Source organism: Cryobacterium sp. LW097, assembly GCF_002205495.2.
Lineage (GTDB): Bacteria > Actinomycetota > Actinomycetes > Actinomycetales > Microbacteriaceae > Cryobacterium > Cryobacterium zongtaii.
Genome location: NZ_CP021992.1, coordinates 2091336 through 2103710, shown reverse-complemented (window position 1 = coordinate 2103710; position 12375 = coordinate 2091336). Strand labels below are relative to the sequence as shown.

Annotated in this window: 8 protein-coding genes; 3 read left to right on the top strand and 5 right to left on the bottom strand. The window is 68.6% G+C overall.

The features are described 5' to 3' along the window. Positions 1–27: 27 nt before the first annotated feature. Positions 28–2946 carry a hypothetical protein gene (locus tag B7495_RS09685; RefSeq protein ID WP_088456381.1) on the top strand — a complete coding sequence of 973 codons (2919 nt, stop codon included), beginning with the start codon at positions 28–30 and terminating at the stop codon, positions 2944–2946. Between the two features lie 35 nt (positions 2947–2981). Here B7495_RS09685 and B7495_RS09680 read toward each other — a convergent pair whose 3' ends face one another. Continuing rightward, a complete protein-coding gene (locus tag B7495_RS09680) occupies positions 2982–4520 on the bottom strand; it encodes an HNH endonuclease signature motif containing protein (RefSeq protein WP_088456380.1) in 1539 nt (512 codons plus the stop codon). A 1194-nt stretch (positions 4521–5714) separates the two neighbouring features. Between B7495_RS09680 and B7495_RS18810 the strand changes: the two genes are divergently transcribed. Beyond that, on the top strand, positions 5715–6182 hold the full coding sequence (locus tag B7495_RS18810; RefSeq protein WP_133163859.1) for a hypothetical protein: 468 nt from the start codon (positions 5715–5717) through the stop codon (positions 6180–6182). A gap of 162 nt (positions 6183–6344) precedes the next feature. On the opposite strand, the gene B7495_RS09675 is transcribed toward B7495_RS18810, so the two are convergent. The 4 genes from B7495_RS09675 to B7495_RS09660 all read right to left on the bottom strand — a co-directional run bounded on the left by B7495_RS09675 (position 6345) and on the right by B7495_RS09660 (position 11618). After that, the gene (locus tag B7495_RS09675; RefSeq protein ID WP_088456379.1) at positions 6345–8084 is read right to left on the bottom strand and encodes an ABC transporter ATP-binding protein; all 1740 of its coding nucleotides are present in this window, start codon (positions 8082–8084) and stop codon (positions 6345–6347) included. Beyond that, positions 8081–8881: an ABC transporter permease gene (locus tag B7495_RS09670; RefSeq protein WP_088458019.1), complete on the bottom strand. Its 801-nt coding sequence runs from the start codon at positions 8879–8881 to the stop codon at positions 8081–8083. The genes B7495_RS09675 and B7495_RS09670 overlap by 4 nt, the downstream gene beginning before the upstream one ends. An 80-nt stretch (positions 8882–8961) precedes the next feature. Then, positions 8962–9951, bottom strand: coding sequence for an ABC transporter permease (locus B7495_RS09665; protein ID WP_240632187.1), 990 nt, complete (start codon positions 9949–9951; stop codon positions 8962–8964). Further along, positions 9936–11618 (bottom strand): ABC transporter substrate-binding protein, encoded by a 1683-nt coding sequence (locus tag B7495_RS09660; RefSeq protein WP_174776233.1) that lies wholly within the window; start codon positions 11616–11618, stop codon positions 9936–9938. Before B7495_RS09660 ends, B7495_RS09665 begins: the two co-directional genes overlap by 16 nt. Positions 11619–11742: 124 nt before the next feature. Between B7495_RS09660 and B7495_RS09655 the strand changes: the two genes are divergently transcribed. Beyond that, entirely contained in the window at positions 11743–12366 is a 624-nt protein-coding gene (locus B7495_RS09655; RefSeq protein ID WP_240632186.1) for a TetR/AcrR family transcriptional regulator, read from the top strand. The last annotated feature ends 9 nt before the right edge of the window (positions 12367–12375 follow it).

Here is a 12375-nt window from a genome sequence, read left to right as displayed (position 1 = left end):
GGTAGCGCCCCGACAGATCAGGTAGCAGTGTCCCTCGACAGCGGATCCACCGACAGCACCGTCGGTCGCCAGCCCCGCGCCGTGCGCGGGGGCTGGGGATTCCTGACGATCGCCACCCTGTCGAGGGCCTACCTGGTGCTGATGCTTGCCCTGGGCGCCTGCGCCACCCTGCCGATGCTCACCGGCCTCACGGGTTCGATCGTGCAGAGCGGGTCCATGGAACCGCTGATCAGCACCGGCGACGTCGTGCTCTCCGAGCCCATGGAGGCCGACACTCCGCCGCCCCTCGGGCGCGTCGTGAGCTTCCCCGCCCCGGCCGGATCTGCCACCGCAGGCACCATGCTGCACCGGGTCGTCGGGGCCAACGAGGACGGGTCGCTCATCACGGCGGGTGACGCCAACCAGAGCGTGGACAGCAGCCCCCTGGACCGGGGCGACATTATCAGCCAAGCCCAGCTCCTGATCCCCTGGATCGGGCTGCCCGCCTTCTGGCTGACCACGACGGCCATTACTCCGCTAGTGCTGTGGCTGATCCTCACCGCCGCGGCCGTCGTCGTCGTCGCGCTGGACGGCGCCGCGAACCCCCGGCCGCGCCGGCCCCGTGGACGTCACTTCCGACCGTCCCGCCAGGGGAGGGGCCCGCGGGTTGCTCCGGCCGAACTGGCTGCAGTGGGAGTCGTTGCGACCCTGATCGCCGTCACACTGGTGGCGGCACCGCCAACCGAGGTGACCGCCGCCTTCAGCGCCTCCACAACCATGGCCGGCAGCTCTTGGGAGACCGCCGGCCCCGCAACCCAACTGGCCTTCACGACCGCCCCCTCCGGGTCAACCGGCGGCGTCGCCTGGGCCCGTCAACCCGTCGTGGCCATCCAGAACGCCGAAGGGGAAACCGCGTCGAGCACCGCCAGCGTGGCCCTGACCTTGACCAATCCGGCTGGGGCGACCCTGGCCTGCGCGGCCAATCCGGTAGCCGCCGTCTCCGGCCGGGCGTCATTCGCCGGCTGCCGCATCGACCGGGCCGGAACCTACACCCTGACCGCCCGTTCCGGCGCACTTCCCGCCGCTCTCAGCGCCACATTCACCATCACGACGGGCCCGGCCTCGAAGCTGGTCTTCACGGCCCAACCGGGTTCCACATCGGTGGACACAGCCTTTGCCGTCCAGCCGATACTGGCGATCCAGGATGCCGGCGGGAACACCGTCAGCAGCACAGCGGCCGTCACCCTGGGCCTGACCAGCGCAGCAGGGGCCGGCCTCACCTGTACGGCCAACCCGAGAGCTGCCGTGGCCGGAACCGCTACCTTCGCCGGCTGCAAGATCACCAAGCCCGGGAGCTACTCCCTGACCGCGACCGCGGCCGGGTTGACCGCGGCCGTGAGCGGATCCGTCGCGATCAGCGCTGGTCCCGCCGCTCGCCTCGTCTTCACCACCAGCCCGTCCGGCTCAACCGGGGGGAGAGCTTTTGGCACCCAGCCCGTGGTCGCCGTACGGGACGCGGGTGGCAACGCCGTCGCCACCACCATGCCGGTCACCCTGGCGATCACCACAGCGGCGGGGGCAACCCTCGCCTGCAGCGCGAACCCGGCCACGGGCACCGGGACCGTCGCATTTGCTGGCTGCTCTATCGGGCGGGCGGGCACCTACACCCTGACCGCCAGCTCGGGAACACTCACGGCGGCCGTGAGCGCAAGCTTCACCATCGCGGTCGGACCCGCCACGAAACTGGGTTTCACGTCGGCACCGAGCACGACCCGGTACAACACCACCTTTGACACCCAACCCGCGGTCGCGATTCAGGACGCCGGCGGCAACACCGTCGCGAGCACCGCCGCCGTGACCCTGAAGCTCACGACCGCTGCCGGGGCCACGCTGTACTGCACAGCGAACCCCAAGGCGGCAGCGTCCGGGGTTGCGACGTACTCCGGCTGCAGGATCGACAAGGCAGGCAGCTATACGCTGACCGCCACATCCGGCGTCCTGACCCCGGCTGTCAGCGGCAGCTACACGGTGACCCCGGGTCCTGCAGCGAAACTGGCTTTCAGCGTCAACCCCGGTGGGTCGACCGGCGGCGTGGCGTTCTCCGGCCAACCCACGGTCGTGGTGCAGGACGCCGGCGGCAACATCGCGACCGGCACCACGCCGGTGACACTGAGCCTGACCACCGCAAACGGAGCCACGCTGACCTGCACGACGAACCCGCTCTCCCCGCTGTCGGGCGCAGCCGCATTCGCCGGCTGCGCCGTCGACCGCGCCGGCAGCTACACGCTGCGGGCGGTGTCCGGCAATCTCACCGCCGCCACGAGCGCAAGCTTCACGGTCGCGACCGGGCCCGCTGCCCGGCTGGTCTTCGTCTCTTCACCAGGGTCGACGACCTCGGCGACCACGTTCGGAAACACGCCGGCAGTGACCGTGCAAGACGCAGGCGGTAACGCTGTCACCGCGACCGGGCAGGCCACGCTTGCCCTGACCAATGCTGCCGGCGCAACACTGGCTTGCGCGACAAATCCCGCGCCGTCGTACGTCGGTTGGGGATTCATCTTCTCGGGATGCAGCATCGACAAGGCCGGTACATACACACTCACCGCAACCGCCGGCACCCTGACGACCGTGAGTCCCGCATTCACGGTCACGCCCGGTGCCGCGAGCAAGCTGGTCTTCGTTGCGGCTGGGTCGGGTGGGTCGGTGAACCAGGTCTGGGGCACCCAGCCGAGCGTGGCCATCCAGGATGCCAGCGGCAACGTCGTTGCGAGTTCGGCCTCGGTCACTGTCAGGCTGACGACCCCGGCAGGCGCCACTCTCACGTGTACCAGTAACCCTCGTGCCGCGGTGTCCGGTGTGGCGACGTTCGCCGGTTGCCGGGTGAATCGGGCGGGGAGCTACACGCTCACCGCCACGTCGGGGACCCTCGCGGCGGGGGTCAGCCCCGGTGTCACGATCGCTCCGTAGTCGTGGAATAGCGGAGTTCGCCCGAACCCGCCCGACTAGAACGGCGGATCGTCGGGCAGGTCGCTTGTCCGCGGCCGTGCCGATGTCGCCGGTGGTTCGGGTGTGGGGGCCAGTGTGGGTGGTGGCCCGAGGGTGGTTTCCGGGTAGGTGCGGTGGGTTTCCCCGGCCGGGGAGGTCCAGCGCAGCACCCCGCCGGGTTCTTGGACCACGGCCCAGAGGGTTTGGTGTTTGAGCCGGTGGTGGGCGCGGCAGAGGTGGGCCAGATTGTCGTAGTCGGTCGGTCCGCCGTGTTCCCGGGCGATGGTGTGGTCGATATCGCTGCGGGAGGCGGGCCGGGTGCAGCCCGGGAAGCGGCAGGTGCCGTCCCGTAACCCCAACCACCGGCGTGTATCGGCCGGGACCCGGTACTGCTCCTTACCGACTGAGAGCACCGCCCCGGTTTCCGGGTGCACCAGCAGCCGGGTGAAGCTGGGCGCTCCGGCCGCGATCTCTCTGGCCACGTCGGCCGGGATCGGCCCGTACCCTTCCAGGAAACCGGGTGCTTCGCTTTTTCCCATCAGGGTGAAGACCGGGACGGTGACCATCACGCTGCCTCGGATGCCGCCGCCGGTGCCGGCGGCGGTGACGCCGTCCAGGACCAGGTCGGCCATGGCGTCGGCGCAGATCTGACCGATCGTGCGCCGGTCCATCTCGGGAATCGACGCGTCGTGTCGTTCTAAGGCCTGGGTGCTCTCGGCGATGCTGGTCAACCTGTCGAGTGCGGCCTGAGTCTGCACCGCGGTCCCGTACCAGGTCAGAGTGCCCATGCCATCGGCCCGGCCCTCCCACCACACCCCGCGCTCGGCAACCGCCGCGGTGGCCCGTGTGCTGAGGGTCTCCGGGTGCGCGCGTTCCCGCATCCGCCTCGCCTTCACCGCGAGCTTGCCGACCGTGAGGTCTTTCGCTTCCGGCAGTAACCTCGCTTCGAACTCGGCGGCCTCCTCGAGCGGGAGCAAGCTGAGCTGGTCCATCAGCACCTGCCCGTGCCGGTAGCTGATGTCGCCGGAGCTCATCGCGGTGAGGGTGGCTTTCATCGGGCCGGCGAACAAGGAGGATTCACCGATCAGGTTCTCCGCCGTGCGATCGGCCAGGCGCAGCGAGCAGGCGACCTCGGTCGTGATCGTGCGGCGGGCGATCTCCTGGTCCTCCCACGCCGGGATCTTCCGCGGGCTGGCGTCGGCGTCGGCGAGGACCGGCCCGCGCACCGACTCGGCGGCGTAGTCGGGGTTGAGCAGTTTCGCGGTGGCCGGGTCGGAACTCCACCGCTGCAGGTCCGCCAGCGCGCGAGCCCGCTTGGCGGTCGCCTTCGCGATGCTGCGGTGGGCCTTCCTGGCCGTGGCTACCTTCCGCGCGAGGGTGGCTTGGGCCTGTTCCTGCAGGGTGCGGCGGCGCCGGCGGGCGTGCGCCGCTGCGCCGGCATCGGGGGCTGCTTCAGAGTTGGGATTCGGGCTGGGATTGGGTCCGCCCGCGCTGTCGCGGGCGTCGTGACCCGGGTCCTCCGGGTCGGTCGGGAACCGCTCTGCTGGGCTGCTCATACCCCGATAATTGCACCGACCACCGACACTCCAGCCCCTTCAGAACCGGGTGGGGAAAGGCACTCAAACCGGCCGCCTGTGGAGGAGCCGCGGACCCGGACGCATCGACGGTCCCTTCGCTCGCTAACATGTCCCGCCACCCTCGAAATCGCCAAGAGCGACGATCACCCGTTCGATCAGCAACGACCTTCCATGAAGGGTCAAACGGGTATTAGCGTGGGGCATGAGAACCTCCGTGTTCGTGGCGACTTTGACATCTCCCCAAGAACCGGAGGTTCTCCCCTTTTTAACCCCGAATGTCACCAACCTGTCGGCTCAGTACAGCTAGGTCCCGCAGCCTTGCTGCCCTGACTTCCCAGTCAAAATCACAGGTGGAACGCTGTTTGGTGGTGATGCTCGACTGCTCTTGTCCAGTTTTGAGAAGACCCGGTCCTTTTGCGTCAAAACGGGTCGCGACTCCAAGCCGATCGGGTGGTGGCGTGCACAAACCTTCAAGATGCTCCCTAAGCGGTGGACGTAGCGTCGATGCTGCTGGGATGGCGATCTGTTCGAAGGCGTGTAGCACCTCCTCGGGCGGGAATGCCGGTGTTGCTGAGCGCTCACACGCGTTTAGCCCCGCTGACTGCGCCAAGGGTAAAGCCGCCCGAACCAACGTGAACTGACCGACGAGGCGGGTGCCTCATTGATCATAGAACTGAGGTGCTCTGGTTGACGAGGATGGGAAGCCGAGCTTGGAGGCCTTCCTGCGGCTGGTGAGACTCTCGTCGTCCAATGGTCGGACTGGGGTCTGCCGAAACACCGCGGAGCGGTCGCGAATGTAAGTTTACAGTCGAGCAGACTGGAGCACGGCGAGCGTCAGAACAAGGTTCTTGCGCCCGTTTCGGTGAGGGCAACGCGACCAAAACTTCGCGAGAGGACGCGCCTCTGGCGCTGCCGATCGCAACAACACGCTGAAGAATAACCTTCTACGCGGATGGGGAGCGCCCTTGTCACCCAACTGATGGTCACGGCTCGTGGTTGGCATCCGCTGTCGGTTGGCATAACGGCAGACGGACCGGACCACGACGATCGCCTTCACTAGCCTTCGTAGATTTATTGACCCACTAGGCTCACCCCAACGATGAATGCAGGGGGGGAAATTTCGCCCGCAACTTAGCCGGTAGTGATCGACTCATCAAATGAAAGAGGAACATCATGGTAAACGGAGCTTTGGCATTAGGCAGTTCACAATCATCACCCACTGACACTTCAGCCAGACGGATTCCCGTCTTGATTGTGGCCTTGGTCGCGGCGCTGGCCCTGGCCCTAGGTCTCGGCCTGCCGCAATCAGCGAGCGCGGCAATCCAGCCCAACGTCAGCGCACTCGATAACATGGCTTCAGACTTGCAATCCTATGCGAATAGGATCGCGACAGGAAGTACCCCACAGGCAAACAGGGAAGAAGCCATCCGACAGGCGAATAACACTCTCGAGTTACTTGCCGGGACCGTGCCAGCTGGATCAGCAGGAGTGCAGCAGGCTGCCGCTCAATTTCGGGACTATGCGCAAAAAGGTAATAGAGCGAAGGCCGCAGCAGTTTTGAACTTGGTCGCGAAGAAGGTTTTTGCACTCACCGCGATCTACCGTCAAGGTGACACCCGCGCGGGTTTCGCTTGGTCCTAACGTAACCTAATTCGGCGAAGCGCCCCCAAACTGATGCGAGGGGGCGCTTCGTCACCTGAGGCAGCAAACTAGACAGTGTTCAGTCGCAGCCCGAACTGCCGAGACGGTGGGAAACTAATCCACCAAAATTTTACGGGATGCGAGAATTCGTTTTCGCTGGTACTAGGCCAGACGCGGGACGGCGGCGAGCAGCGCACGGGTATAGGGATGCGCCGGCCTGGTGAAGACCTCGGCGGCGGTGCCGGTCTCGACGATCCGGCCGTCGTTCATCACGGCGACGTGGTCACTGACGTGCTGGATCACGCCAAGGTCGTGGGAGATGAACAGAAGGCTCAACGACAGCTCACGCTGCAGCTCGTCGAGCAGGTCGAGGACCTGGGCCTGCACACTCACATCGAGCGCCGAAACGGGTTCGTCACAGATCAGGATCCGGGGGCTGGAGGCCAGGGCCCGGGCAATGCCCACCCGCTGGCGTTGCCCGCCGGAGAGGTCGGTGGGCCGGCGATCCAACAGGGTCTCGGCCAGGCCGACATCGTCAAGAAGTGCGGACACGCGGGCGGCCGTGGCGCGGCGCCCCGCCGAACCACCTCCGGTGCTGCTCCCGGCGGTGGCGGCGACGGCATGGCGGAGGATCTCGCGCACGCTCAGCCGGGGGTCGAATGATCCCAGCACGTCCTGGTAGACCGCGCCGACCAGGGGCCGCCTGGCCCGGCGGTCGCGTTCGGGCAACGTGCTCCACGCCTCGCCGAGCAGGCGCACTTCACCGGTGTCGGCGGCCGTGAGCGCGAGGGCGAGCCTGGCGGTGGTGGTCTTGCCGGAGCCGGACTCGCCCACGATGCCCAGAGTGCTTCCCCCGGGCAGCCGGAAGGACACCTCGTCGACGGCGCGGTGCATGGTGCCGTGCGGGCCGCGGAACGACTTGGACAGCCCGATGGCCTCCAGGGCGATGACCGGTTCGGCAACGGACTCTACCGGCGGGGTGCGGGACGCAACACTGACGGGGATCCGCTCGGGGACGCGCGCGGGCGGGTTCGCGACAACAGGCTCCCGCACGGCCGTCGCCGGCGCGAGCCTGGACCCGCGCGGCCTGTCCACGGGAACCGCGGCCAGCATCCGCCTGGTCTCGGCGTGCCGTGGGTTTTGCAGCACCTCGGCCGTTGTGCCGGTCTCGATGATGCGGCCCTCGTGCATCACGGCGATCCGGTCGGCGATGCGGCTCACCACGGCGAGGTCGTGGCTGATCAGCACGATGGCCGTTCCCCGGCCGCGCACCTGCTCGAGCAGGTCGAGCACCTGGGCCTGCACGGTCACGTCGATGGCTGTCGTGGGTTCGTCTGCCACCAACAGTGGGGGATCGAGGGCGAGGGCGGCGGCGATCAGCGCCCGCTGGCGCTGGCCGCCGGAGAGCTCCCCGGAGCGCCGGCCCGCGTAGAGCTCCGGCTGCGCCAGTCCTGCGGCGGCGAGGATCTCGAGGACCTTACGGCTGCGTTCGGTCTGGTCGAGGCGGGTGTGCAGGCGCAGCGAGTCGCCGATCTCGCGAATGATCGGGCGGAGCGGGTCGAGGGAGGCAAGGGCGTCCTGCAGCACCAGACCCACGTCCCGGCCGCGGCGGCGGCGCCAGGCTGCCTCCGACAACCCGAGCACGGACTCGCCGGCGAGGCTGAGCTCGTCGGCGCTGACCCGAGCGGCGGTGCCGGCCAGTCCGAGGATGCTCCGCGCGGTGACGCTCTTCCCCGAACCGGACTCGCCCACGATGGCCAGGCATTCGCCGGCGGAGAGCTCGAACGAGACGCCGCGCACGACATCGGCGGCGGACGCATCGCCGAAACCCACCCGGAGGTTGCGCACCCGCAGGGCGACCGCCGGGTGCGGGCCGGCGCAGCGTGAATTCGTGGCGCTCATGCGTGCCTCATCCGTCGTTCGATCGAGCGGCCGAGGGTCGTCGCGCACACAGCGGTGAGCACGATGAACAGACCGGGGAAGAAGCTCATCCACCAGGCCGAGGTGATGTAGGTGCGGCCGGCGGAGAGCATGGCGCCCCACTCGGCGGCCGGCGGTTGCGCGCCCAGCCCCAGGTAGCTCAGCGCGGCGGCCCAGATGATGGCCTGGCCGATGCCGAGGGTGCCGAGAACGAACAGCGGCGCCAGCGTATTGGGCAGGATGTGCCTGGCCAGGATCCGGCCGCGACCGAGGCCCTGCACGGTGGCGGCCTCCACGAACGCCGAGGAGCGCACCCGCAGCAGCTGGGCACGGATGATGCGCGCGTAGCCCGGCGCCGTGGAGAGCCCCACCGCCACAATGGCGCTGCCCGGACCCGGACCGAACACCAGGATGAACAGCAGCGCCAGCAGCAGCCCGGGAAACGCGAACAGCACCTCGAGGAACCTGTTGACCGTGAAGTCCACGGCCGCGCCGAGGGTGCCGGCGATCGTGCCGAGGACCGCACCGAGGCCGAGCCCGATCACGGTGGCGGTGAGGCCGATCAGGAGGGAGTCCCTGGCGCCGTCGACGACGCGGGTGTAGATGTCCCGGCCCGATTCGTCGGTGCCGAACCAGTGGTCCCACGACGGGGCGCCGAACGCGGCCAGCGGGTCGATGGCGAGCGGGTCGCCCGGGGCGAGCAGGCGCGGCGCGATCGCCGCGGTGAGCAGCAGCATGGCCACCAGCACGGCAGCGAGCTCCACCACGGAGGCCCGCATGCTGCCGAACCCGCCGGGAGCGGATGACTGGGAGCGGCCGGCACTGTGACCGGTCGCCGACGCCTGAATCTCCAGTTCGCTCACGAGAGCGCTCCGTTCCCGATTTCGGTGGGTCGTGGGTCGGCCAGGCCGGACGCGAGGTCGGTGACGATGGTCATCAGGATGTAGGCCAGAGCGACCACCATCACCACGCCGACCACCACCGGAACGTCGCGCACGGTGACGGCGTTGAGCAGGGTGCGGCCGAGGCCGGGCCTGGCGAAGATCGTCTCGACCACCACGGCGCCGCTGATCAGGGAGCCGAACGCCCAGCCGGACAGGCTGATCGCGGGCAGTGCGGCGTGCCGCAGGGCGTGCCGCCAGAGCACCCCGCGGTCGCTTTCCCCCCTGGCCCTGGCCGAGAGCACAAACGGTGATTCCAAGGCGGTGTTCAGGCTCTCCCGCATGACCTGGCCGAGGAAACCGGCCAGGGGGATGGCCAGGGTGACGACGGGCAGGACCAGGCCGCGGGCATCCGCGGTGCTGATCGGCGGCAGCACCCCCCACCAGACGCTGAAGACCACGATGAGCGTGGTGGCCAGCCAGAAGTGCGGCAGAGCCGCAGCGACGATCTCGAGGCCGGTGCCGATCCGGGCCGCGAGGCGGCCGCGCCCGGTGGACCACGTGGCCAGGACGAGGGCGATCAGCCAGGCGACCGCGAGCGAGAGAACGGCCAGGACCAGGGTGCCGCCGAGCTGGCTGAGCACGAGCGGGCCGACATCCATGTTGAGCGCATAGGACCGGCCGAGGTCGCCGGTGGCCAGGCGGCCCAGCTGCTGCAGATATTGCACCAGCAGCGGCTGGTCGAGCCCGTACTCGGCGCGCACCGCCGCGAGCGCCTCCAGTGAGGTCTGTGAGCCCGGACCGCCGAGGATCGCCTCGGCAGGGTCGCCCGGGATCAGTCGCACGGCGAAAAACGTGACGGTGGCGACGGCCCACAGCACGAAGACCGCGCCCGCGAGTCGCCGGGCGAGACCTCGGAGCCGAGGCCGTGCGCCCCGCCGGGCGGCTGTCGTCAGCGGTTCAGCCACGCGTCGTAGAACGCCGGCGTCGACACCGTCGGCAGCGCGCGAGCGCCCTCGACCGCCGTGCCGAGCAGGAAGTGATTCTGCTGGTCGTAGAGCGGCAGGATGTAGAAGCCCTCCAGGATCAGGTCCTGAGCGTCCTCGTACAGCGCGGCGCGCTGGTCGGCGTCACCACCGTTGGTCGAGCCTGTCGAGACCTGGTTCGCCTCGGTGAGGAGCGAGTCCAGTTCGGGATCGTTCACCTGGGCGTGGTTGGCGAAGTAGCCGCTGGGCGCCGGGGTGATGCCGTCGGAGTGGAACAGGATTCGCAGCACGTCGGGGCCGATCTTGGTGTACGGCGCGCTGACGGCGTCGTACGCGTTGCTGCCCAGGGCGGTGTACCAGCTGGAGAGGTCCAGCTTGGTCAGCTGAACGTCGAACCCGGTCTCCTTGGCCGTCGCCTGAATCTGCTCGAACAGCGACTGTTCGGCGGGGATGGACTGGTTGGTGCTGACCGGGAAGACCACGGTGAGTCGCACTCCGTCCTTGACCCGGTAGCCGTCGGAGTCCTTCTCCGCCCAGCCGGCACCGTCGAGAAGCTCGGCGGCGGCGTCAGGGTCGTAATCGAACAGATCCGGCCTGGACACCCCGAGCGGTTCGACGCTGGACAGTGCGGAGGTGGACCGTTCGGCGCTGCCTTGGAACAACGACGCAACGGCGTCGTCGACGTTGGCCGAGCGGATGAACGCCTCACGCACCGCGGCGTCGTTGAACGGTGCCTTGCCGGAGTTCAGTTCGATGCGATTGGAGGCGCCGGGGCGCGGCGCGTCGAGGTGAACGATGGTGTCGCTGGCCTCCGCCTGGCTGATGGTGTCGGGCTGGGCGTTGTCGATCACATCGACCTCGCCGGCCTGCAGGGCGGCGTACCTGGAGGCCGAGTCCGGGATGAAGCGCCAGACGATTTCTTCCAGGTACGCCGGCCCGTCGTGCTCGGCATCGGCCGGGGGAGAGCTGTAGTCCTCGTTCCGCACCAGGGTGATGGCGTTCTGCTTCACCCAGGAGTCGACGATGAATGGTCCGGTGCCCACCGGTGCGGCGCAGTTCTCGTCCTGGCTGCGCATGAGCGCGGTGGGGGATTCGATGGCCAGCCACGGCTGGGCGAGCGACTCGAGCAGGGCACTGTCTGGCTGGGCCAGGGTAAGCCGCACCACGGAATCCGAGACCGCTTCGGTACCGGTGACCTTCGCCAGGGCCAGGTATCCGGTCGATGAACCGGTCTCCGGGTCCTGCAGGTGCGCGATGTTGGCCTGCACCGCGGCGGCGTCCAGAGGGGTGCCGTCGGTGAAGGTCACGCCGTCTTTCAGCGTGAACTCCCAGGAGAGGCCGTCGGGGCTCACCGTCCAGCTGTCGGCCAGCCACGGGATGATGGCGCCGTCAGCGTCGAGGGAGACCAAGGATTCCAGGAACTGGGAGCTGACCAGGGCCTGCGGGTAGTTGCCGCCGACGTGGGGGTCCAGGCAGGTGGGCTCGGCGTCACCGGATGCGTAGGTCAGGGTTCCACCGCTGGTGGGCTCGTCGCCGCCTCCGGAGGACGCGGCGCTCGTGCAGCCGGTCAGGGCGAGGCCGAGGGCGGCCGCACCGGCCAGGGCGGCGAGGGTGGTGGAGCGCGAAGGAATGATTCCCGGACGGGGCATGCGGCGGTCTCTTTTCACGAAAGCGGTGCGGTTCAGGGGAAATACGGGGGAAGCCTGCTGTGGCATTATTGGACTCAGTCCAAAAAAAGATGTGTTGAGTCTCATCGTAGAACACAGGAGAGCCGTGTCCGATTCCCGTGCCCCCGGTCGACCCCAGGCGTCGTCCCGGGCCATGCTCGAAGAAGCCGCGGCGGAGCTGTTCCTGGAGCAGACCTACGCCGGTACCACGATCGGAGATATCGCCCGGCGGGCCGGGGTGAGCCGCAACACCTTCTTCAATTACTTCTCGGCCAAGAGCGACCTGCTCTGGGTGGATGTCGATGCGGGCCTGGACGTTCTGCCCGCCTCCCTCGCCGATTGCGACAGGGCCGCCCCGGTCACCGAATCGGTGCGACAGGCTCTGCTGCGGGTGGCCGCGGGGTTCGGGCCCGGCCGGGTGCCCTGGGCGCTCACCCAGTATGAGTTGATGGCGACGAGCAGTGAGCTGGAAGCATCCGCGCTGGCCAGATTTCTCGTGCAGGTGGGTCTCGTGCACGAGTTCGTCGGCGCCAGACCGGGGCAGGCCGCCCTGGCCGATCTCGCCGGACGGGCGTTCTCGAGCGCGGTGGTGGCGGCGGCGGTCGCGGCCGCCAGGGAGTGGGCCGCCGCCGGCGTGGGCCGCGGGGAGCTGGCCGGGTACGTTGACGTGGCGATCTCGCCGGTCTGCGCTGGATTCCACCCGGTTCTCGACCGGGTCCAGGATTCCTGACAAGATAGT

What these genes read in the sequence shown, in the direction of transcription:
- B7495_RS09675 (WP_088456379.1), bottom strand. Translation starts at nt 8,084, where the DNA reads ATGAGCGCCACGAATTCACGCTGCGCCGGCCCGCACCCGGCGGTCGCC.
- B7495_RS09660 (WP_174776233.1), bottom strand. Translation starts at nt 11,618, where the DNA reads ATGCCCCGTCCGGGAATCATTCCTTCGCGCTCCACCACCCTCGCCGCC.
- B7495_RS09670 (WP_088458019.1), bottom strand. Translation starts at nt 8,881, where the DNA reads ATGCGGGCCTCCGTGGTGGAGCTCGCTGCCGTGCTGGTGGCCATGCTG.
- B7495_RS18810 (WP_133163859.1), top strand. Translation starts at nt 5,715, where the DNA reads ATGGTAAACGGAGCTTTGGCATTAGGCAGTTCACAATCATCACCCACT.
- B7495_RS09680 (WP_088456380.1), bottom strand. Translation starts at nt 4,520, where the DNA reads ATGAGCAGCCCAGCAGAGCGGTTCCCGACCGACCCGGAGGACCCGGGT.